The following is a 20,506-nucleotide window of genomic DNA, read 5'->3' on the forward strand; positions in this document are numbered from 1 at the left end:
TGCGCAGGAATGCACGCGACAGTGGGCCGCCGCGTGTGCGTGGCCCTATTCGGCGGGAGTATCGGGAGGAGGATGTGAAAACTTCGTGAGTTATTTCTAAAGGCTTTGTTCAGCCTGTGTTCAGCAAAGTGCAGGCTGGGCGCCGGATGCCAGGTTGACCTGTGCTTGAAGGTGTGCGCGCAAGCGCAGGACTTCCTGCTGCAGTTGATCGCGCTCTTCTTTTAATTGGCGCAATTCATCGCGACGGACGCTGACGTAGAGGGTCTGTGGCGGTCGGGTCATCTGTGCTGTGCTCATTGCTTACCTCGCAAATAGCCGGTAGATCGCGGTGCCGGAACGCGTCAATCGAGGTTCTCGGCAACAGTCGAAAGCAATTCTGAATTCTTTTTGGGGGCAATGGAACTTTTTTATTTTTGGTGGTCGCTGTGACTTTTACGGCGGTGATGCTGAAACGATGGCATTTTTTTGTCATGAAACTACACGGATCCGCTCTGGACTAACCCTCATTAGCCTCATTGCGCTATAAACTATGTCACACATTTATTTAGCAGTTAGGAGCATCAGCACATGCAACTGGGGATTATCGGACTAGGCCGCATGGGCGGTAACATTGCGCGGCGCCTGATGCTCAATGGGCATACCACCGTTGTATACGACCGTAACGAAGCATTCGTCAAAGCCTTGAGCGAGGAGGGCGCCACCGGCGTCGCCGACCTCAAGGCCCTGGTAGCCGGCCTGCAAAAGCCGCGCGCTGTATGGGTGATGTTGCCGGCAGGCGCGCCCACCGAAGACACCATCAATACGCTCAGTGAGTTGCTCGAAGACGGTGACGTGATCATCGACGGCGGCAACACCATGTACAAAGATGACATCCGTCGCGCCAAGGCCTTGTCGGAAAAGGGCCTGCATTACGTCGACGTCGGCACCTCCGGCGGCGTCTGGGGCCTGGAGCGCGGCTATTGCATGATGATCGGCGGTGACGTCGAGACCGTGCAGCGCCTCGACCCGATCTTCGCCAGCCTGGCACCGGGCCTGGGCAGCATCCCACGCACCAAGGACCGTTCGGCTTCTGCTGACAGCCGCGCCGAACACGGTTACATCCACGCAGGCCCGGCCGGTTCCGGGCACTTTGTGAAGATGATCCACAACGGCATCGAGTACGGCATGATGCAGGCCTTCGCGGAAGGCTTCGATATCCTCAAGACCAAAAATTCGGAAAGCCTGCCAGAGCATGAGCGCTTCGACCTCAACGTTGCCGACATTGCTGAAGTCTGGCGCCGTGGCAGCGTGGTGTCCTCCTGGTTGCTGGACCTGACCGCCGACGCACTGGCCACCGACCCGAAACTCGACGGTTACTCCGGCTCCGTGGCCGACAGTGGTGAAGGCCGCTGGACCATCGAGGCCGCCATGGAGCAAGCCGTGCCGGTACCGGTGCTGTCCACTTCATTGTTCGCCCGCTTCCGTTCCCGTCAGCAGAGCACCTACGGTGACAAAATGCTGTCTGCCATGCGCTTCGGCTTTGGTGGCCACGTGGAGACTTCCAAAAAATGACCGCTAACGGCAAGAAACCCAAGGCCGAACCCGCTCCACCCACTACCTTGTTTCTGTTTGGCGCCCATGGCGACCTGGTCAAGCGCCTGCTCATGCCGGCGCTGTACAACCTGAGTCGCGACGGGCTGCTGGGCGACGGGCTGCGCATTGTCGGCGTTGACCACAACGCCATCAGCGACGCCGATTTTGCCAAGAAGCTTGAGGACTTCATTCGCACCGAGGCCGCCAGCAAAGTCCGGGGCAATGCCGAAAACGCCCTGGACCCCGAGCTGTGGGCGCAGTTGGCCAAAGGCATCAGCTACGTCGAGGGCGACTTCCTCGACGACAGCACCTACGCCGACATCGGCAAGAAGATCGCCGACAGCGGCACCGGTAATGCCGTGTTCTACCTGGCCACGGCACCGCGCTTCTTCGGTGAAGTGGCGCAGCGCCTAGGCAGTGCCGGTTTGCTTAACGAAACCGATGACGGTTTCCGTCGTGTGGTGATCGAGAAACCGTTCGGTTCGGACCTTGCCACCGCCGAAGCACTCAACGCGTGCCTGCTCAAGGTGATGAGCGAGAAGCAGATCTATCGCATCGACCATTACCTGGGCAAGGAGACGGTGCAGAACATCCTGATCAGCCGTTTCTCCAACGTGCTGTTCGAAGCGTTCTGGAACAACCACTACATCGACCATGTGCAAATCACGGCGGCGGAAACCGTTGGTGTCGAGACCCGGGGTAATTTCTTCGAGAAAACCGGCACCTTGCGCGACATGGTGCCTAACCACCTGTTCCAGCTGCTGGCGATGGTAGCCATGGAACCACCAGCGGCATTTGGCGCCGATGCAGTGCGCGGTGAAAAGGCCAAGGTGGTGGGTGCGATCCGCCCGTGGTCATTGGAAGATGCGCGCGCCAACTCGGTACGCGGCCAGTACAGCGCCGGCGAAATCGGCGGCAAGTCGCTGCCCGGTTATCGTGAAGAAGCCAACGTTGCGCCTGACAGCAGCACCGAGACCTTTGTCGCCCTCAAGGTAATGATCGACAACTGGCGTTGGGTTGGTGTGCCGTTCTACCTGCGTACCGGCAAGCGCATGAGCATTCGCGACACCGAAATCGTGATCTGCTTCAAGCACGCGCCGTATGCGCAGTTCCGCGACACGGACGTTGATGAACTCAAGCCCACCTACCTTAAAATCCAGATCCAGCCAAACGAAGGCATGTGGTTCGACCTGTTGGCCAAAAAGCCCGGGCCGGCCCTGGAAATGGCCAATATCGAATTGGGTTTCGACTACAAGGACTTCTTCGAAATGCAGCCGTCGACCGGGTATGAAACCCTGATCTACGACTGCATGACCGGTGACCAGACCTTGTTCCAGCGCGCCGACAACATCGAAAATGGCTGGCGTGCGGTGCAGCCGTTCCTGGATGCGTGGAAGCAAGACGACGCGATCCAGGCCTACAAGGCCGGTGAAGATGGCCCGGCAGCGGCCGATGAGTTGCTGGCCCGTGATGGTCGCACTTGGCATAGCCTCGGATGAGTGATGCAGCGATTCATCCCATCCAGTTGGTGCTCAGTGATGTAGACGGGACCTTGTTGCATCCTGACCACAGCCTTAGCCAGCGCACTGCCGACACCGTTCGGGCGTTGCGTGACGCCGGGGTGTTTTTCAGCCTGGCCAGCGGGCGCCCGCCCAAGGCCATGCTGCACCTCATCGAGACCTTCGGTATTGATGTACCGGTGGCGGGTTTTAACGGTGGCACGTTGATCAACCCGGATGGCAGCATCCTGGTTGCCCATCACCTGCCGGCGGAGGCGGCGCTGGTGACCCTGGCGCTGTTTTCGGCCGAGCCGGACGTGGAAGTCTGGGTATTCGCCGACGGCGATTGGCTGCGCCGCGACCCGCCTGGGCCAATGGTGCAGCGCGAAGCCGATGGCTTGGGCTATGGGCCAGTGGTGGTGGAGAGTTTTGAGCCGTACCTGGACCGGGTCGACAAGATTGTCGCTGCCAGCAACAACACGCAGTTGTTGATCGAGCTGGAAGCGCAGTTGCAGCCCAAGGTGCAGGGTTTGGCGCAGGTATCACGCTCGCAGCCGGTGTACCTGGACGTCACCGCCATGCTCGCCAACAAGGGCGAAGCACTGAAAACCCTGGCTGCGCACCTCGGCGTGCCGATGGAGCAAACGGCGGCTATCGGCGACGGCGGCAATGACCCGGCGATGTTTGCCGTGGCGGGTTTGTCGATTGCGATGGGGCAGGCGGAAGAAACCGTCAAGCGCCAAGCCAGTGTGGTCACCGGCAGCAATGTCGAGGACGGCGCAGCCGAAGCGATCGAGCGCTTTATTCTCGCACCGCGATAAGTTGCTGAGGTTGTGATGTTCAACTTCCGATCATTGTTGTGCAATGATCGGAAGTTGATGCCCAGTCTTACTTCTGCATAACCCATGACTGCAATTGGTAGCCGTTTTTGTCGAGCTCGGCACGGGCCTGCAACAACAATTCTTCCAACTGAGCCGGGTCGGTATAAGTACTCGAAGACAGCTGTTTGCTGCCGATGCGGGTATTGGTACGGTCGATGACGCTCAGGCTGAGGGCGCCATTGCCATCGTGCCAGGCCACGCACTGAAAGGGCTGGAAGGCACGGTCTGCGATCAAAAGAGCTTCGTTGATGCGGAGCGGGGCGTTCATGTGGGTCTTCTCTCTAAATGCCCAGTCAGTTAAGTACCGTCGGTTGGGCGAGCCAGACGGTGAGTTACTTGTACTGATGCACGATGGCAGGGTACGGGTCACATCTTAGAGCAAGAAATTTCAACTTTTCGTGATTGATGTCATGTAAGCGGCTGTTTTGAAAGCGCATTGAGTGTGGCGGTCACGGTTGATTTTTTTGTGCGCAGCGACGCCGAGATGGCTTTGTGCCCAGACTTATAGCGAAACGGTACAAAGGCTGCGTCAATAACTTGCTAGTGTTAGCGCCAGGCCGCACAAACCGTTGTTTATAAATAAATTTAACAATTTTGGCGCCAAGGAATAGTCATGGTTGTTACACCTGTCCAACGACGCTTGCTCGTAGTCGACCCGTGCGACGATTGCCACCAGCTATTGCCCGGTCTGCACAGTGCAGGGTGGGAAGTGGACAGCTGTGCTCTCGCCGCCGTAGGCGACAGGTCGTGTGATGTGGGGCTGTTGCGCCTGCAGCCGTATCACCTGGAGCGCCCCGAAGCGGTCAAGGAGTTGATCAGCCGCAGTGGCACCGAATGGATCGCCGTGCTCAGCCAGGACGTTTTACGCCTGCAAAATGTCGGCGATTTTGTCTGTGAATGGTTTTTTGACTTCCACACCCTGCCGTTTGATGTAGCTCGCGTGCAGGTCACCCTGGGGCGTGCATTCGGCATGGCGCGCTTGCGCGGCAAAGGCCACGCACTGATCGACGCCCAGGAACATGAACTGCTGGGCGATAGCCGGCCCATTCGTGAGCTGCGTAAATTACTCGCCAAGCTGGCACCCACAGAATCGCCAGTGCTGATTCGCGGCGACAGCGGCACCGGCAAAGAGCTGGTGGCCAAGACCCTGCATCGTCAATCCCAGCGCCATGCCAAGCCTTTTGTCGCGATCAACTGCGGCGCTATTCCCGAGCACCTGATCCAGTCCGAGCTGTTCGGCCATGAAAAAGGCGCGTTCACCGGCGCTCACCAGCGCAAGGTCGGGCGTATCGAGGCCGCCCACGGTGGCACATTGTTTCTCGATGAGATCGGCGACTTACCCATGGAACTGCAAGCCAACTTGCTGCGTTTCCTGCAGGAAAAGCAGATCGAACGCGTCGGTGGCAGCCAGCCCATCCCGGTGGATGTGCGGGTGCTGGCAGCGACACACGTGGACCTGGAAGCGGCGGTTGCGAAGGGCACCTTTCGTGAAGACTTGTATTACCGGCTGAATGTCTTGCAGGTGATAACCGCCCCATTGCGCGAGCGGCACGGTGACGTGGCGATGCTGGCCAACCATTTCTCACGCTTCTACAGCCAGGAAACCGGGCGCAGGCCGCGCAGTTTCAGCGAGGATGCCCTGGTTGCCCTGGGCCAACACCCTTGGCCAGGCAATGTGCGTGAGTTGGCGAACCGCGTGCGCCGTGGCCTGGTACTGGCAGAAGGGCGCCAGATCGAAGCCGGTGACCTGGGGTTGCAAGGTCAGCAGGCAATTGCGCCGCCGATGGCTACACTGGAAGATTACAAGCACCGCGCTGAACGCCAGGCGTTGTGCGATGTGCTCAACCGACACAGCGATAACCTGAGTATCGCGGCCCGCGTGCTGGGCGTGTCCCGGCCGACGTTCTACCGGTTGCTGCACAAACACCAGATCCGCTAGGGCGGGTAAACCGAAAAGCCCCGCAACGACCCCTATCGTTGCGGGGCTTTTCCTTGATCGTTCCCACGCTCCGCGTGGGAATGCCGCCGGGGACGCTCCGCGTCCCCACTGCCGCTAAAAGTAATACGGAAATTTCAAGCTGAACGTAAAGTCCGGCGCATCATCCGTCATCCCAATCGACAGGTTCGGCACGATCGTCAGGTTATCCGACGCCGCAATCGTCATGCCCACGTTGAAATACCCGGCGTTGGCATCGCTGGACACCACCGATTGCCAGTCCTGGCCGCTCTGCTTGACCTTGCTTTTACGTTGCACCAGGTCGGACACCGAGAACGACATACTCATCTTCTCATTGAGCGCGAAGGCCACCCCGACACCGAGCTGGAAGCTGTCACCCAGGCTGACTTTACCCGGGATCTTCTGATTGAGATTGGGGCTGATGTCACTGAACGAGTCTTCGAAGTTATGGGTATAGGACAGCGAACCGAACAGCACCGCCGGGTCGAAGGTCTTGACCAGCGAAATGCCTGGCGTGACCGACCACACCCCGTTGCCGGTCGGCAGGCTTTCCGGCACGGCGAGGTTGTTGTTGCTGGCTTGCTCGATCAGCTTGATGCCATAGGGTTCCTTGCCGGTGGGCGCCTTGACTCGCAGCGACACCACCGCATCCGGCAGGCTGGCGCTCTCATCGAGGAACTTGTAGGCGATGCCGAAGTTGACATCACCAATGGTGGGGTCGCGGCTGACTGAGGCTTCGGACGTATTCTTGGCATCGCCGCCGGCACCACCGGACTGGTACGTCGCTTCGCGATACACCACCGGCACGTTCAGGTCGAACTGCCAGCGGTTGTCCAGGTTATAGCGGCCGGTGAGGTCCAGGGTCCAGCTGTCCGACTTGATCCGGTCCAGGTTGATATTGCCCAGAAAGATCGAGTCCAACGCCAGAAAGCCGTTGAGTGACAATTGGCGCGCGTCATAGCGGGCGTAGGTGAGCCCGGTTTCAAAGCTGAACTTGCCATTGCCAAAAAAGCCACTGGCCTCGTTGTACAAGTTGCTCACACTTTGTGCCGGGGCGGAGTCGTCCTTCAAGCTTTGCCCGTAGGAACTGCTGCCTGCCGCGCCACCGGACGCGGCTCCTGCGCCCACGCCGGCCACCGCCGTACCGCCTTTTTGGAAGTCGGCGGGGGATTTGGCCAGGCGTTTGGGCGTAGGTGCTGCGGGCTGATCTTCTACTTGCCTTACGCGTTGCTCCAATACGGCCAGTGCTTTTTGCTGCACTTCATAACGTTGCTTGAGCTCCAGCAGTTCCTGCTTCAGTGTTTCGATATCGGTATCCGGCGCGGCATACAGCACCGAAGCGGGCAGGAGCGTACTCAAACAAATCACGGCACGTAACGATAAAGATCGATGCATGAAATAAGCCGTCCCTTTCTAATGCGTAAGTGTCGAGGCTCAGCGTAGTTCAATAACCGGAGGGGCGTAGGCCTTTGAGTTGATCCAGGTTCAGGTTCTGCGTGATGTTGTTCAAACCGTTGTTGCCCATGACCACATTAAGTTGGGTCAGGTTGTTCACGAAGTTGCTGTTGCCTTGAATAACCGTGCCTTGCAGCACATTGCCGGCACCGATTTGCTGCACCACATTGCCTTGATTGTTATTGGCCTGGAGAGCCATTTGCAGCCCGCCGTTTTTAGCCGTGACCGTGACCTGGCCGGCGGCAGTGCCACCCGTGATCGGCTGGCCGGCCATCAGTGCCTGGCCCGACTGCACGTAATTGGCAGGCGCCAGTCCGTTTTTCGTCACGTTGATATCCACGCCATTGTTGGCCGTGTTGCCATCGCCCGCTGCGCGCACGCTTTGCGTGACACCCTGGCCAGTGCCGAGGCCGGCGCCGCCGATAACGGTGCCCTTGCCATCAGGCTGTTTGATCACCCCAGAGCCGTCGTTACCGGTGATTTGCACATAAAACTGCGGCGTGACGGTGGAGGCATTGACTTGCATATTGGCGGTGCCGGTCACGGTCGCGCCGGCGGCATTGGTCCAGGTGCTGCTCATCACTATGCCAAAGCTGATAATCCGCCCGGGCATCACATAACGCCCGCGCAACTCGGCCATTTCCGCGTCCTTGAGCTCGATCGGCTTGAATGCCGAAGAAGCATAGGCAGGTGCTGCGGCTGCCAGGCATATCACCGTCAGCCAGTGTCGAGTGTTCATCGTTTGCTCCTGGAGCGTCCTGCTCCTTATTGCGCTTCTAGAAGAAGTCGCTCTGGATAAAACCGAAGTCCATCAATTCACTGTCGCGTACCGGGCTGAACTCGTTGAACTGGTTCTTGGCCGTCAGCGGCGCGCGGGGCGTGAGCAAGGCGTTGGTCTTGTCGTAACCCTCACCAATCACCGCAAACACAATGCCGTTCCAGCCCTTGACGAAGTCGTCCTTGGCATAGCGCTTGTTGCCCAGCACGGGGTCGCCGATATACACCCAGTCTTTGTCGGCCCGCTGCAGCACCACAAAGTGCTTGTAGCCACGAATGTCCAGCAACACCACCACCGGCACTTTCACGGTGACCAGCACTTCAGGCGTGATCCGGTAACCCTTGGCGCGCATGTGGATGCTTTCCAGGTAGCGCTTCATGTCGAGCATCGAGAAGCCTTGGGTGCGCACCAGGTCCTGGTCGGCGTTGACCAGCATGCCCTTGATCACGTGGTCTTCATCCACGTCCATCCAATAGGCTTGGCGCAGGATGGTCGCCAGCGCGGCGGCGCCGCAGCTGAAATCGGTTTTCTGTTCCACCAGGTTGGCGAACTTGCGCTCGCGGATGCTTTCGACCTTCTTGTACACCACCGCGCCGTTTGGCATGACAACGGCCATTTGCGCCGCCCAGGTCGGGCCGGTGAGTGCAAGCAGAAGGAAGGCAGCTGTGAGGCGCATGATCGTATGACCTGCTGGACACTGGAAATAAAAAGGGCCTTGTTGCCAAGGCCCGATCTGGATCAGAAGCGAGTGACGGATTGCACGACTACGTTGTTCTGACCTTGGTTGTTGCTGCCCGACAGAACGTTGGAGTTCGAAACCCCACTGCTGTAGTTCATCGAGTTGTTCACGCTGGCGTTGTTGACCACGGGCTTGGTGTTCCAGCCGTGGCCGCTGGCCAGGTTGAGGGTCAGGTTGCCAGTGACATCCTGTACGGCGTTGATGGTAGCGGCGCCGCCATTGCCATCTTTGTTCGACTGGATGACGGTGCTGTTGCTGGCTTGGTTGGAGGTGCCCGAGGCGGCGTTCAACTGAATGATGCCCGAAGCGTTGTTGCCGCTGTCGTTGAGGGAGGCATTGTTTTTGGTGCCGCTGTTGATCACCAGGTTGCCGTTGTTCGATTGTGCCGAGTTCAGCGTGGCAAACACAAAGTCGGAATCTGCGGACTGGACGACTACGTCGTTTTTGCCTTGGTTGTTGTCGCCGCTCAGCACGTTACCGTTGGCTACGCCACTGATGTGGTTGTAGGAGTCATTGGCCGACGCGTTGTTTTTGGTTTTGTCATTGGCGACCACGTTGCCATGGTTGCTTTGACCATCATTCACAGTGGCGGCAGAGGTCGTGTTGTGATTACCCCCCGCTTGAGCAGCAACAGCCATGAGCGCAGCGAGAGCGAAAGCCAGTGGTTTAAGAGCCATTGAAGTTTTCATGGTGTATCTCCTTGCTTCTAATTAGTTGGTTAAGTGTTGGTACGGTCTAGCTATGGACTCAGCTCCATCAGTTGAGTCGTAAGTTCAGGGTGTTCGCCATTCGGTTCTCCACCCCGGCACTCTGGTTGACCTGAACCACTCCACGGCTGCCGGTGAAGGCCTGGTCGCTGGTAACGACCTGGCGGCTGCCAGTGGTAGGGGTCAACCCTGAGTCGGTTGCAAGCGCAACGTTCTGTTGCGACATGACGCTGTCGTCGATGCTTTGCGGGCCAGCATTCACGCTGATGCGCACGGCATTGATCATCTGGTTCTGGGCCCCGGCGGACTGGTTGACGCTCAGTGCACCGTTGCCATTACTGAAAGAGTTGCCCTGGATCGCGGCGTTGGCGTTCAGGGAGCGGTCGGCGGGTGCGCCGCTGATTTTTTGCGTGACGGCGATGTTGGCCTGGGCGTTATGCCCCACCGTGATGGCGACGTTGTTGCTCAGTTGTTGCTGGTCACCGGCGGCCTGGTTGATCGTCACCACACCGTTGTATTGCTTGCCCGAGTTATCAAGGGTTGCGTTGTTGTTACTGTCGGCCATCGCCGCGGTGCAACCGAGGGCTGCAAGAAGCATCCAGGAGCGGTTCATTTCATCGCCCCCCCAATCATGCCGCCGATGTTGTTCAGCGGCGCGAGGCCGCTGGAGATTGCGCCGTTGACCGTGCCAGCGATGCCGCTGCCACCACCGCCGTGGCCGGCCGCACCCGCTGCGCCCAGGTTGCTGGCGCTACCGATAGTGTTCAGGGCGGGAATACCGCCATTGGGCATGATGCTGCGAGTAATGCTTGAGCCACTGCTGATACCGGCAATGTCGTTGTCGCTGAGCTCATGGTTCATGGCGCGATTGACTTGAGCCGACGGGTTGGCATTCACGGTAGTGGGGTAGGGATCCTGGCCGCGTGAACGACCAATTGAATAAGGTTGAACCTGGCGTTCAAGCACGATCACACCATCACCCGCCGCAAGCACCGGAACGCTCACGCTGGCACTCAGTGCACAGCCGATCAGCAGGAGGCTCAGTGAGCCTGGATTGTGTGTGTCCATGGCAGTGTTCCTTATTCTTCACGCTGACCCTAAACAGCGTTGTCAGAAACAGAGCAGAACGCGTGCCGCTTTTTATTTATTGTTTGTATTCAGAGGGTTGGCGTTAAATCGAGGCAAAGTGATAACGGTGCTGTTTCATCGTTGAAACAGTGTCGCCGTCAACGGGCATGCCCGGCCAAGCTTCAAGGGTGTCTCAGCGATGTAACACTGCGCGTGACAAAGCCATGAATGCGCACCGGGCGGGCGATTCAAGCGAGGAAGGTGTTTCAAAAATGGACACTTTGGGCGCGAGCGAACCGGCTGTTGCAGGCAGGCTCACCCCTTGGGCGCTTTACGCGGGATGGAATTGAGTACCGGGTTGCCGTCCTGGTTCTGGGTCAGGTAGACCGGCAGCACCTTGGGCAGGGAAGGCACGAGGTTGTTGACCTCATTGATGTTGTAGATGCCGCCGATGCGAATCGCCCCGGTACTGGCATCGGCCAGCATCACCGGTTTGTTCAGGTAGCGGTTGATCAGCGGCAACGCGTCCGTCAGGGCCAGGTTATCGAGTACCAGTTTGCCCTGGCGCCAGGCCAGGGCCGCATCATTGGGATTGATCGCCGCAATTTGCGGGGTGGCATCGCCCAGGTTGTAAGTGGCCTGCATGCCTGGGGTCAGGGGCACGCTGGCGTGCTGCTTGTCACTGGAAATCTGCACCGAGCCTTCAAGCAACATCACCCGCACCTGGTCTTCATATTTCCAGACGTTGAACTGAGTGCCGGTCACCCGAACCTGGCCTTCGCCCGCCCTGACGACAAACGGGTGAAGGCGGTCATGGGTGACTTTGAAAAACGCCTCGCCCTTGTTCAAGGTTACGCGGCGTTGGTCCTTGTAATGGCTGTAGACCAACTCGGTGCCCAGGTTCAATTCAACCTGGCTGCCGTCGCCGAGGGTTACTTTGCGCAAGCCAGTATCGGCTTCGAAGTGCTCGTAGGAGCTTGGCAACCAGCCCGCTTCCCAGCCGGTAAAGGCGGCCAGCGGCAGGGCGGCGAGACATATCGCGGCAGCCACTGCATAGTTGCGCAACCGGCGGCGTGGCTTGAATGGCAGCACAACCGCAGCAGGTTCGCTGCGTGGCAGGTGGTCAGCCACGTCCCAGATTTCCAGCATGGCGGCATACTCAAAGGCATGCAGCGGGTGGGCATCGTGCCACTGTTCAAAAGCCCGACGTTCGCCCGCCGTGCAATCACTGGCATGCAGACGCATGCACCAATGCGCGGCGGCATCGGTGATCGCGTCATATTCGTCTTCTGAAAGGGGCTGTTGAGTCATTAAACCGTCCTGATTTCCCACATTCTAACCTCCCAAGGCGGATGGCGAGAACAGCCGTCATGGCGATTGCACATCAATTGGAACTTATTCTCGTTTGTAAATATCAGAAAACACAGGACACGAGTCCGTCATTCCCACAATGGAGAACGAATATGCTGAAGAAAACCTTAGTCGCCCTGTGTGCAACCACCGCGCTGCTCAGCGCCGGCGCCGCCCTGGCCGATAAGCCGGGCGCCGGCTGGATCACCATCGAAAAAGCCATTGAAACCGCCAAGACCAAGGCCGGATACATCGAAGTCTACAGCGCTGAAGCCGATGACAACGGCTATTGGGAAGTCAAAGGGCGCAAGTCCGATGGCATCGTGTATGAAGCGCGTATCGATGGCGCTTCCGGTAACGTCCTGCGCGACCAGAAAGACTGATCTTCCCCGCCGGGGGCTTACGCCCCCGCATCCAGCATGCGACCCAGTTCCGTAATCAGGTAAGTCAAGGAGTCGGCATTGGTCAGGATAGTGTCGAAACGCTTGTCGACATCGCTCATGAATGCCGCACGGGCGTCTGCAAGGGTCTTGGTCCCAGTGAGGTTGAGGGTTTTTTTCCGAAGATCTTCAGTTGACGTGTCAGGCCCGTAGTCCTCCCATGTCGCCGTGTAATCATCCCAGGCTTTGAACAGCATGTTGGCAGGCGTCTGCGTGGACAGTGCGTACTTGCGCAAGTCTTCCAGCTCGGTTTTCAGCGCTTGAGAGCCGCGCTGGGCCGTATCTATCAGGTCGGGGAAGGGGCGAACGGTGTCAAGGTAGGCGAGATCTTCGGTGTTGAGCTTCAGGTGCGTCAATTCGTGGATCAGCACGCTGGCCCTCGCGTGGGGCGAGATGTCGAACGGAGAATTCAAGCGGCCACGGTAGGCATTCATGTTCGGATAGAAAAACCGCTCGAGCAAATAAATCCTGCGCTCTGGGTCACCGACAATAGTAAACGCGTATCGATGGTCCATATCTGATCGGCTGGTACCACTGACAAACCGGATTGAATCGCTGCGGGTCAAGCTCGAATCGCACAGCTCCTCCAGCATCCCATGGACAATGCTCTTGAGCCTGTCTACTTGGGCAGCGCTCAAACTGAAGACGCCGAACATCTCGCCCAAAAAGACGCCTATGCGGCTATTGGGGGCGCGTTGTGCTGAGAACAGCACAAGGTTGCGATGACAATTGTTGGCGTAATAAGTCGCAATATTCAACGCTTCATTGATCACTTGGGCTTGCCAGCTCGACAATGCGGCAATTTCCAAAATACCTCTTGCTTCGATATTGATCGCGTCCTGTTCGCCGCTGCGCATCCTCATGCGCGACAGGGTTTTGCCGAAACGTGGAATGTGCTGGTTGAGGTCCAATACCCATTTGCCTTGTTGGTTTCGGCCTGCAAAAGGGCCTTTCAGGTGATCTTTTTCCAATCGCCAATGTTTGGCGGTTTTCTTGACCGCATACACTTTGCCTGCAAGGGGCACATAGTTTTTCAATGTTGTCTTGTCCGTGTAAACGTGACTGGAAGCATCAAGCTCCAGGTCGCTCAACGCAACATCGTGTTCTTCCAAAGGCTGCAGCCGCGTGCGTGAAGGGGCAGTGACGCGCAGGGAGGACAACTGCGTGGCGGTGGGCAGGGTTTCATCGGACAAGTCGGCTTCGGACACTTCTGTCTCGTTGGGCGGCGGCGCATCGTTGCCCTCAAGCTCGCTGCGCAGCGCAGCCATTTGGGCCACGCCCTTGATGAAGTCCTTCAGAGCGGCTTTCCATTGGTGCAACTGCAATGCGTCGGCCGAGCGCTTGAACAGCGCGTAGCTGCGCCACACCGTCAGCGGGTACGCGAGCTTTCCGGCCATGAACTGCACAGCCTTTGGGATGCCCTCGCCCAGCAGATGCGTGATTCGGTCCCAGAGTGACTTGGCGCCGTCCTCGAACTGGCTGGCCAGCATCTTGAGCAATATCAAGGTGTTGTCATTGAACAGGAGGTGCAGGGCGTTGCCGGTGACCGCGGTGAAGGCCAGCCGGATGTCGAGGGGACTATGACGGTTGTTTTGCAGCAAGTTCCGGTACGTAGCCTGATGAGGCGCCTCCAGGTGCTGGATGATTGAATCCTGAAGCTCTCCCGGCTTGCCCACCTCATCCAGCAGGGCTTGCTCGTTCTTGTACTCCTTGAGCACATGGCTGTCGCTGTAAGGCGCAAACATCACCACGGGGCCAGCACTGCCGGCTGCTGGGCCCACCAGGTACATGCCCAGCACCTTGGCGGGCGTAGCCCCTTCGGTTGCAATCAACTCCAAGGGCCGAAACGTGGCCGCTGCACTGTCCAGCGCCGCTCGCGCCACGGCGTCGGGCATGTCGAACACCTGTTGCACGCTACTCAGCGCCTGCGCTGTCAGCCGTTCTTGTAGCCTTTGCTCATGGGCGTACTGCAACGTCTGCCAGGGTAATTGTTGGCAAAACAAGCGCCGGCGTTTGCGCCCCTCATCCGTTTTGGGGTCCAGCCGGCTTTGCACCAGCTTCTGGTAGACGCTTTTCAGATCGAGCTGGCGGACCATTTGCACCACGGCGCTGGCATCCAGTGAAGCGGGCAGGGCCGTGGCGGTCCGTGAGCGGGGGAGAATGTTTTCGGCGTCCAGATCCGGCCAATGGCGTAGGGCAAAATCGGTCAGGCTGTCGACATGCACGTCGAGGGCCTGGTGTACCGGAATCTGCACGTTATCGGGGTCCAGAGCCTGTCCGGGAAAGCGCGCCTTAAGCAAGGCCAGTAGTGCCGTGTGCGTATGCGTGCGCATTGAGGTGATGCCGTGCAGGTAGTCTTCTGCGTCCGGGGCGCTGTTGTGATACTGCTCGAGCAGTTCGGCGTGATGGATCTGATCCTTGGCAGGCGCCATGCCCAACCAGACCGGCAGGGCCTGTTGATGGGCCATGGCACTCGCCACCGCCAGGGCCCGCGTAAGGTTGGTGGGTGCCGATTGCTCCAAGGCCGCGTCGATACGATCTTGCAGGGCGGGAGCGGGCAGTTTCATCGAAATCAATTGATCGATACTGTGCATGACATGGTCGCCGTAGGTTTTCAGGCGGTTGTCCAGCACGTTGTCGTCAATGCGTTGCAACTGGCCCAGCTGATAAACCTGGTGTGGCGTACGCAATGAAAGCGCCAGGTTTTCCAGCAGGGGCAAGCGCTTGATCGGGTGCTGCAGGCGTTGTGTTATCTCCTCGCGCAAAGCTTGCACCGAAGCGAACACTTCATACCCGCGTCGAGGCGTCCAGAGCACGGTCTGGCCCGAGCGCTGCGGGTCGATACCACCGCGTTCGGTCAGTACAAACAGGTTGGCCAGGGTGTGGGCGGTGTCGGATGTGCCCTGGTTCAGTGTCAAGGCGTAGGCATCTGGCAGGAATCCGTTCAGCGCGTGTCGGGTCAAGCGTACAAGGCTGTCGGTGCGTAGCAGAGTATCAACCACCGCCTCGCTGTCAGGTGGCAGTGTTTTACCCAACAGCCTCAGTTCGGCCTCACTGCGCAAGCCAAGCAACATCAAGTGCGCGTGTTTTTGGCTCATATTGCTCAGGTATAGAAGTGGAAGCTGGCGGATTTCGTGGTTGGCAAATACCTTCAACACTTGTTCATTGATCATGTTGAAGGTGCTCAGGGTCATGCTGGGCAACTTCAGGGCCAGATGCGGTTCGAGCTGCTGGTAAAACCCGGTGGTGCTGATGTTGGGAACTTTCGAAGTTTCACCGCTCAGGCGCTTGATGAAATGGTCAACCATGCTCACGGACGTCAATGGCGGGCGCTCTTCGCGCTCCTGGGCATGGGTTGGGTAGGTGTTGATATAGATCTCCTCTGCCTTGAACGCGAGGCGCTGTGCTTGCAGTTCTGCATTCAAGGCGAGGGCGGCCATTGAGCGTAAAGTCGGGTGTTGTTTGCGCTCGGTTGTCAGCGCTTCTTCAGCGGCGCGCAGGCGCTGCAGGTGCAGTTTTGCGCGCTCGGCCTGCACCGTTGACGGCCGATCGTTACCGCTGGTGACGGGGTGCATCGTCCAGCGCCCGGCGGTTTCCAGTGCCGACAGGCGACTGTCCAGCATCGTGCGTATATCCAGGGCGCAATCGAGCAACGCGTCCAGGTTTACCTGCCCATCACTGCGCCGGAAGAGGTCCAGTGCGTGGTTCATATTGCTGACCTGCTTGGCCGCAATGTCTTCGAGCATGCCGGAAAAAACGTTGCCCGGAACCGGCTGGGCGGCTATGTCTATCCGGTTCAGGCCAATAAAAGTGTCGCGCTCATCCAGCGACAGAAAATTGAGCAACTCATCTTCGTGGCCTGCGGCCTTGAGCATGCTCTGTAACGTATCCTTGAGCGCCTGCATGTCCTTGAGTACCTGCACCCCACGCGACTGCGTGTACAGGTAGGCGTGGCTCTCGCTGATCAATAGCGTGCTGGCCAGTTCCACATAGTGCTGGTAGGGCGCATGCAGGCGTACTTTTTCCACGCTTAGTTTCTTGGCGTAAGCGTTACGGGTGCGCTGGTCTGGCAGAAACAATGCCTGAAGGGTGTGGCTTTCATCGGCGTTGAGGATTTGCTCCTGGCGCTTGAGCAAGACATCCAGGCGAAATTTATCCGCCATCACCTGGGTGAAGAGTTCCAGGCGTGAGGTTTCGTTGCCGATGTCCTCGTTCCAATAAGTCTTGAGCAGGCTGTCCAGCAGTTTTGACAGGCTGCCCGAAGTTTCTTTGATCAGGGTTTCCCAATACTGCTGATCTTGTTCGCGTTCTTCCGGGGTGAAGGCGCCGGTGATGTGTTTCGGGTTGTAATACTCACGGGTCTGGTCCTTGGGCCAGGCATGTTTCACATAAAACTGCAGGAGCGCTTCTCTCAATGGCAGGGAACTGACCCAGCGACGCTGACCGCCTGCCGGGTCCTGGATAAAAAAATCTACCCGTGTATCGCGTTGATCCAGAGTGGGGAAGTACGAGCGCGCCATGATACTGAGCAGCGTGTCGAGCATGCTGTACAGCGTGGGGGTCTTCTGCAACTGCTCCAATACGACGCGCACGTTGTCTTGCTGGCAGGCCTGGAGGGCTTGCTCCTGGTCTTGCATGACGGCGCCTTCGACAATGCTGGTGGTCAGCGTTATCGCCGTGCTGGCGGGCAAGGCGTTGCGCTGCGCAATCGACAGAAAGCTCATCAAGTCGACACGTTGCACCGCATCCGCCAGTTGCTCGGTGACTTCGGCAAGCAGGCTGGCAGGGTTGTCAAACACCTGAATGCCGCCATACGGCGTGTAAAGCAGCGCTTTGCTGTCATCCGGGGTCGGGCTCATCAAAAAGGCGCCGGCAAGGGGGATAGGCGGCTGGCCCGATACGTTGATCAACAGCCTTTCGACACTCATGGGGTAGGTTTGCCGCTCAGGGTCTTTGCGTGCGGCATCGGTGGCCTGGTACACCGTGTGCAGCCAGTCGAGGTCTTTGACGCTAAGCCCCAACGCGCGCTCACGTTCGCTCGGCGAGTTTCTTTTAATCGGCAGCAGGAATTCGTCAAAAAAGTACGCAGGGGTTACGCCGGTCATGGGCTTGCTCCATCGTGAAGGGGGAGCGACAGGCTAAGGACGGTTGAACGGCGGGAGGGGGTAACTATTGAGGCTCGTCGCAAGTTGACAGCGGGCACTGTGCGTGGTGTTTAATCGAACACTTGAATGTCCATTCGTTGCCTCTCCTAATCATAAAAACGCAATCATAAAAACGGAGCTTCAAATGTCTGCGCAGTCTCCGACAGTGGCCAAGGCTTCAACCGCAATCGGCTTCACCGAGTTAGTGGGCCTGCTACACCAGGTCTTTGTGCGGCATGGCACCTCGGCGCAGGTGGCCGCGATCCTTGCGCACAACTGCGCCAGCGCCGAACGTGACGGCGCGCATAGTCACGGCGTGTTTCGTATTCCAGGCTATGTATCGACACTCAACAGCGGCTGGGTCAATGGCAAGGCTGTGCCTGTGGTCGAGGACGTAGCCTCGGGCTTTGTGCGCGTGGACGCCGATAACGGCTTTGCCCAGCCGGCACTGGAGGCCGCACGCCCGCTGTTGGTAGAGAAGGCGCGCAGTGCCGGGATCGCGCTGCTGGCGATTCGCAACTCCCACCACTTTGCGGCACTCTGGCCCGATGTCGAGCCTTTCGCCGAGGAAGGCCTGGTAGCCCTCAGCGTGGTCAACAGCATGACCTGCGTGGTGCCCCATGGCGCGGATCGACCGCTGTTCGGCACCAACCCCATTGCCTTCGCCGCGCCGCGCGCAGATGGGCCACCCATCGTGTTTGACCTGGCCACCAGCGCGATTGCCCATGGCGACGTGCAAATCGCTGCACGCAAGGGCGAGCGCTTGCCGCCGGGCATGGGCGTGGACAGCCTGGGCCAACCGACCCAAGACCCCAAGGCCATTCTTGAAGGCGGTGCGCTGTTACCGTTTGGCGGCCATAAAGGCTCGGCGCTGTCGATGATGGTCGAGTTGCTGGCGGCGGCGCTCACGGGCGGTAATTTTTCGTTCGAGTTCAATTGGGCCGATCATCCCGGTGCGCGAACCCCCTGGACCGGCCAATTGCTGATCGTGATCGACCCAAGCAAAACCGCCGGGCAAGGCTTTGCCGAGCGCAGCCAGGAACTGGTGCGGCAGATGCATGCGGCGGGGTTGCGGCGGTTGCCAGGGGATCGGCGCCATCGCACACGGGCGAAGTCGCAGGAAACCGGTATCGAGATCGATGCGCAGGAACTCAAGCAGTTACAGGCACTGGCAGAAGGGTAAAAGAAAAGGCTGCGCCAGTGGCGCAGCCTTTATCACTCAGCCTAGATGGCTTAGTGTCGATGGCCTGGTCTCGATGTCTTAGTTACGACGACCCAGCAACAAGCCGACCACCAGGCCAAAACCTGCGGAAATCGCCACGGTCTGCCATGGATGGCCACCAATATAGTTCTCGGTGGCATCCACCACCGGCTTGCTGCGTTCACGCACGTTGGACACGGAGTCCAGCGCTTGCTTGAGCTTGATAGCGACCTGCTCGCGCAGCGTCTCACCTTCTTCGCCTACCAGCGAAGCGCTGCTTTTGAGCAGCTTGTCCGACTCTTCGATCAAGGCCGTCAGTTCACTGAAAGCTTGATCCTTGATTTGATCTTCGACAGCTTGGGCGGCAGTTTTGCGGGCCATTGTGTGACTCCTTGCGAGTGAATGTGACAGTGAACAATGGAGTGTCGGGCTTGGCTAAAAGTTGCAGTTTTTTTGCTGTGAGCGGTTTGCGGGCAAAATCCGAATCAGGATATTTCGACCTACAGTGTAAGATGTCACCTATTTGTGCAGCAGGTAATTCAACATGAGCTTCAATCTGGCCAACAAAACCCTCGCCGAACGCGCCGAGCTGGAAGATGAAAAGTCCCGCCTCTACGACCTGTGGCAAACCAACCTGGGCAAGGCCAAGGGCGAAGCGGCGCGTTTGTTCGGCGAGCGTGCCAAGCGCAAAGGCAAGTGGGCCGAATGGGTGCGTGCCGAGCTTGATGGCATGTCGCCGCCGGAGTTTTCCAACATGGTGCGCAGCGAAGTCAACAAACTGATGGCCGCTGCTAAGTAAAGCTGGCCACAATTGCTTCGCGTACTTTGAGCAACAGCGGATCCAGCTGCGCCTGGGTACGCCAGCCCAGCTCCACCGGATAGCGTGGCAACGTCAGTGGGCAGGGCAGTACGCGCAAGCCGGTCATCTGTGCAATCGCCTCGGCGGCATGCCCGGGGATGGTCGCCACTGCCGCGCTGCCCTTGAGCAAAAACGGCAGCCCGGCAAAGTGGCTGGTGGACGCACACACCTGGCGGCTCAACCCACGCGCCGCCAACCCTTCATCGGTAATTCCGATAAACCCGCCCGACGACACCAGCACATGTTCGCGTGCCACGAACTCCGCAAGGCTGATGCCTTCTTGGCCCGGCGCCAGGCTGTGCGGGTCGACCAGACAGCGGTAGTCGCCTTCGCCCAGCACGTGCCGGCTCAACCTGCGCTCGGCAAAACCGCCGGCGGTAATCGCCAGGTCCAGGCTGCGCTCAAGCAGGGCGCCTGCCACGATCTGGCTGTGGGTCTGGCGGAAAATCACCCTCAGTTTCGGCGCACGCCGGGCAATTTCTGCCATTAACCGCCGGCCATGGGCAATTTCGAAGTCATCAGACAAGCCCAGTACCACCGAGCGCCCCTGATAATTCGGGTTGTCCGGGTTAATCATTTCCAGGCTTTGTCGACAACGGTCCAGTGCCTCGCTGATCACCGGTTTCAACTGGTTAGCGCGCAAGGTCGGCGCCAGCCCACGCCCGGTGCGCACGAACAGCGGGTCGCCATACAGGTCACGTAAACGCCGCAAACCGGCGCTGATCGCCGATTGCGTGACGCCCAGGCGCAAGGCTGCGCGGCTGGCGCTGGACTCATCGTGCAAGGCTTCGAAGGTTTTCAACAGGTTCAGGTCAACCTGGGCGATATTCATTTGGCTCATATCATTTAGCACTGA

The 20,506-nt window shown here is 58.8% G+C and carries 19 protein-coding genes; 7 read left to right on the forward strand and 12 right to left on the reverse strand.

Annotation, left to right across the window (positions count from 1 at the left end; genetic code table 11):
* Nucleotides 1-120: 120 nt before the first annotated feature.
* Nucleotides 121-297: a DUF6026 family protein gene (locus FFI16_RS30450; protein ID WP_256666243.1), complete on the reverse strand. Its 177-nt coding sequence runs from the start codon at nucleotides 295-297 to the stop codon at nucleotides 121-123.
* A 270-nt stretch (nucleotides 298-567) separates the two neighbouring features.
* Here FFI16_RS30450 and gnd point away from each other — a divergent pair, with 270 nt between their 5' ends.
* The 3 genes from gnd to FFI16_RS10120 are packed head-to-tail and all read left to right on the forward strand — an operon-like array spanning nucleotide 568 to nucleotide 3,892.
* Nucleotides 568-1,551: a phosphogluconate dehydrogenase (NAD(+)-dependent, decarboxylating) gene (gene gnd / locus FFI16_RS10110; protein ID WP_138815162.1), complete on the forward strand. Its 984-nt coding sequence runs from the start codon at nucleotides 568-570 to the stop codon at nucleotides 1,549-1,551.
* Nucleotides 1,548-3,071 carry a glucose-6-phosphate dehydrogenase gene (gene zwf / locus FFI16_RS10115; protein ID WP_138815163.1) on the forward strand — a complete coding sequence of 508 codons (1,524 nt, stop codon included), beginning with the start codon at nucleotides 1,548-1,550 and terminating at the stop codon, nucleotides 3,069-3,071. The genes gnd and zwf overlap by 4 nt, the downstream gene beginning before the upstream one ends.
* Nucleotides 3,068-3,892: a Cof-type HAD-IIB family hydrolase gene (locus FFI16_RS10120; RefSeq protein WP_138815164.1), complete on the forward strand. Its 825-nt coding sequence runs from the start codon at nucleotides 3,068-3,070 to the stop codon at nucleotides 3,890-3,892. The genes zwf and FFI16_RS10120 overlap by 4 nt, the downstream gene beginning before the upstream one ends.
* 67 nt (nucleotides 3,893-3,959) lie before the next feature.
* Here FFI16_RS10120 and FFI16_RS10125 read toward each other — a convergent pair whose 3' ends face one another.
* Complete coding sequence (locus FFI16_RS10125) at nucleotides 3,960-4,220, reverse strand: hypothetical protein (RefSeq protein WP_017138124.1); 261 nt, start codon at nucleotides 4,218-4,220, stop codon at nucleotides 3,960-3,962.
* A gap of 345 nt (nucleotides 4,221-4,565) precedes the next feature.
* Between FFI16_RS10125 and FFI16_RS10130 the strand changes: the two genes are divergently transcribed.
* On the forward strand, nucleotides 4,566-5,891 hold the full coding sequence (locus FFI16_RS10130; RefSeq protein WP_138815165.1) for a sigma-54 dependent transcriptional regulator: 1,326 nt from the start codon (nucleotides 4,566-4,568) through the stop codon (nucleotides 5,889-5,891).
* A 114-nt stretch (nucleotides 5,892-6,005) separates the two neighbouring features.
* Here the strand turns inward: FFI16_RS10130 and FFI16_RS10135 are convergent, their stop codons facing one another.
* From FFI16_RS10135 to FFI16_RS10165, 7 genes are all read right to left on the reverse strand, one after another.
* Nucleotides 6,006-7,304: a transporter gene (locus FFI16_RS10135; protein WP_138815166.1), complete on the reverse strand. Its 1,299-nt coding sequence runs from the start codon at nucleotides 7,302-7,304 to the stop codon at nucleotides 6,006-6,008.
* Between the two features lie 49 nt (nucleotides 7,305-7,353).
* Nucleotides 7,354-8,103, reverse strand: a complete 750-nt coding sequence (locus FFI16_RS10140; protein ID WP_138815167.1) for a hypothetical protein — start codon at nucleotides 8,101-8,103, stop codon at nucleotides 7,354-7,356.
* A gap of 37 nt (nucleotides 8,104-8,140) precedes the next feature.
* A complete protein-coding gene (locus FFI16_RS10145; protein ID WP_138815168.1) occupies nucleotides 8,141-8,818 on the reverse strand; it encodes a C39 family peptidase in 678 nt (225 codons plus the stop codon).
* 62 nt (nucleotides 8,819-8,880) lie between these two features.
* A complete protein-coding gene (locus tag FFI16_RS10150; RefSeq protein ID WP_138815169.1) occupies nucleotides 8,881-9,570 on the reverse strand; it encodes a heme utilization protein in 690 nt (229 codons plus the stop codon).
* Between the two features lie 67 nt (nucleotides 9,571-9,637).
* A complete protein-coding gene (locus FFI16_RS10155) occupies nucleotides 9,638-10,201 on the reverse strand; it encodes an adhesin (RefSeq protein ID WP_138815170.1) in 564 nt (187 codons plus the stop codon).
* Nucleotides 10,198-10,656: a hypothetical protein gene (locus FFI16_RS10160; protein WP_138815171.1), complete on the reverse strand. Its 459-nt coding sequence runs from the start codon at nucleotides 10,654-10,656 to the stop codon at nucleotides 10,198-10,200. The genes FFI16_RS10155 and FFI16_RS10160 overlap by 4 nt, the downstream gene beginning before the upstream one ends.
* A 315-nt stretch (nucleotides 10,657-10,971) precedes the next feature.
* Complete coding sequence (locus tag FFI16_RS10165; RefSeq protein WP_138815172.1) at nucleotides 10,972-11,967, reverse strand: FecR family protein; 996 nt, start codon at nucleotides 11,965-11,967, stop codon at nucleotides 10,972-10,974.
* Nucleotides 11,968-12,119: 152 nt separating this feature from the next.
* Between FFI16_RS10165 and FFI16_RS10170 the strand changes: the two genes are divergently transcribed.
* Nucleotides 12,120-12,389, forward strand: coding sequence for a PepSY domain-containing protein (locus tag FFI16_RS10170; protein WP_138815173.1), 270 nt, complete (start codon nucleotides 12,120-12,122; stop codon nucleotides 12,387-12,389).
* 17 nt (nucleotides 12,390-12,406) lie between these two features.
* Here FFI16_RS10170 and FFI16_RS10175 read toward each other — a convergent pair whose 3' ends face one another.
* Nucleotides 12,407-17,551, reverse strand: coding sequence for a dermonecrotic toxin domain-containing protein (locus FFI16_RS10175; RefSeq protein WP_138815174.1), 5,145 nt, complete (start codon nucleotides 17,549-17,551; stop codon nucleotides 12,407-12,409).
* 184 nt (nucleotides 17,552-17,735) lie between these two features.
* Here FFI16_RS10175 and FFI16_RS10180 point away from each other — a divergent pair, with 184 nt between their 5' ends.
* Nucleotides 17,736-18,773: an Ldh family oxidoreductase gene (locus FFI16_RS10180; protein ID WP_138815175.1), complete on the forward strand. Its 1,038-nt coding sequence runs from the start codon at nucleotides 17,736-17,738 to the stop codon at nucleotides 18,771-18,773.
* Nucleotides 18,774-18,851: 78 nt separating this feature from the next.
* Here FFI16_RS10180 and FFI16_RS10185 read toward each other — a convergent pair whose 3' ends face one another.
* The gene (locus FFI16_RS10185) at nucleotides 18,852-19,172 is read right to left on the reverse strand and encodes a YqjD family protein (RefSeq protein ID WP_056860283.1); all 321 of its coding nucleotides are present in this window, start codon (nucleotides 19,170-19,172) and stop codon (nucleotides 18,852-18,854) included.
* A gap of 163 nt (nucleotides 19,173-19,335) precedes the next feature.
* Between FFI16_RS10185 and FFI16_RS10190 the strand changes: the two genes are divergently transcribed.
* Entirely contained in the window at nucleotides 19,336-19,590 is a 255-nt protein-coding gene (locus FFI16_RS10190) for a hypothetical protein (protein ID WP_003190904.1), read from the forward strand.
* On the opposite strand, the gene FFI16_RS10195 is transcribed toward FFI16_RS10190, so the two are convergent.
* Entirely contained in the window at nucleotides 19,583-20,482 is a 900-nt protein-coding gene (locus FFI16_RS10195) for a LysR family transcriptional regulator (protein ID WP_138815176.1), read from the reverse strand. The two genes, FFI16_RS10190 and FFI16_RS10195, sit on opposite strands and share 8 nt — an antisense overlap.
* Nucleotides 20,483-20,506: the final 24 nt, after the last annotated feature.

It is taken from the genome of Pseudomonas sp. KBS0710, from assembly GCF_005938045.2.
Classification (GTDB): Bacteria; Pseudomonadota; Gammaproteobacteria; order Pseudomonadales; family Pseudomonadaceae; genus Aquipseudomonas.

Coding starts and splice junctions, on each gene's coding strand:
- FFI16_RS30450 (WP_256666243.1), bottom strand. CDS start 297: ATGAGCACAGCACAGATGACCCGACCGCCACAGACCCTCTACGTCAGC.
- gnd (WP_138815162.1), top strand. CDS start 568: ATGCAACTGGGGATTATCGGACTAGGCCGCATGGGCGGTAACATTGCG.
- zwf (WP_138815163.1), top strand. CDS start 1,548: ATGACCGCTAACGGCAAGAAACCCAAGGCCGAACCCGCTCCACCCACT.
- FFI16_RS10120 (WP_138815164.1), top strand. CDS start 3,068: ATGAGTGATGCAGCGATTCATCCCATCCAGTTGGTGCTCAGTGATGTA.
- FFI16_RS10125 (WP_017138124.1), bottom strand. CDS start 4,220: ATGAACGCCCCGCTCCGCATCAACGAAGCTCTTTTGATCGCAGACCGT.
- FFI16_RS10130 (WP_138815165.1), top strand. CDS start 4,566: ATGGTTGTTACACCTGTCCAACGACGCTTGCTCGTAGTCGACCCGTGC.
- FFI16_RS10135 (WP_138815166.1), bottom strand. CDS start 7,304: ATGCATCGATCTTTATCGTTACGTGCCGTGATTTGTTTGAGTACGCTC.
- FFI16_RS10140 (WP_138815167.1), bottom strand. CDS start 8,103: ATGAACACTCGACACTGGCTGACGGTGATATGCCTGGCAGCCGCAGCA.
- FFI16_RS10145 (WP_138815168.1), bottom strand. CDS start 8,818: ATGCGCCTCACAGCTGCCTTCCTTCTGCTTGCACTCACCGGCCCGACC.
- FFI16_RS10150 (WP_138815169.1), bottom strand. CDS start 9,570: ATGAAAACTTCAATGGCTCTTAAACCACTGGCTTTCGCTCTCGCTGCG.
- FFI16_RS10155 (WP_138815170.1), bottom strand. CDS start 10,201: ATGAACCGCTCCTGGATGCTTCTTGCAGCCCTCGGTTGCACCGCGGCG.
- FFI16_RS10160 (WP_138815171.1), bottom strand. CDS start 10,656: ATGGACACACACAATCCAGGCTCACTGAGCCTCCTGCTGATCGGCTGT.
- FFI16_RS10165 (WP_138815172.1), bottom strand. CDS start 11,967: ATGACTCAACAGCCCCTTTCAGAAGACGAATATGACGCGATCACCGAT.
- FFI16_RS10170 (WP_138815173.1), top strand. CDS start 12,120: ATGCTGAAGAAAACCTTAGTCGCCCTGTGTGCAACCACCGCGCTGCTC.
- FFI16_RS10175 (WP_138815174.1), bottom strand. CDS start 17,551: ATGACCGGCGTAACCCCTGCGTACTTTTTTGACGAATTCCTGCTGCCG.
- FFI16_RS10180 (WP_138815175.1), top strand. CDS start 17,736: ATGTCTGCGCAGTCTCCGACAGTGGCCAAGGCTTCAACCGCAATCGGC.
- FFI16_RS10185 (WP_056860283.1), bottom strand. CDS start 19,172: ATGGCCCGCAAAACTGCCGCCCAAGCTGTCGAAGATCAAATCAAGGAT.
- FFI16_RS10190 (WP_003190904.1), top strand. CDS start 19,336: ATGAGCTTCAATCTGGCCAACAAAACCCTCGCCGAACGCGCCGAGCTG.
- FFI16_RS10195 (WP_138815176.1), bottom strand. CDS start 20,482: ATGAATATCGCCCAGGTTGACCTGAACCTGTTGAAAACCTTCGAAGCC.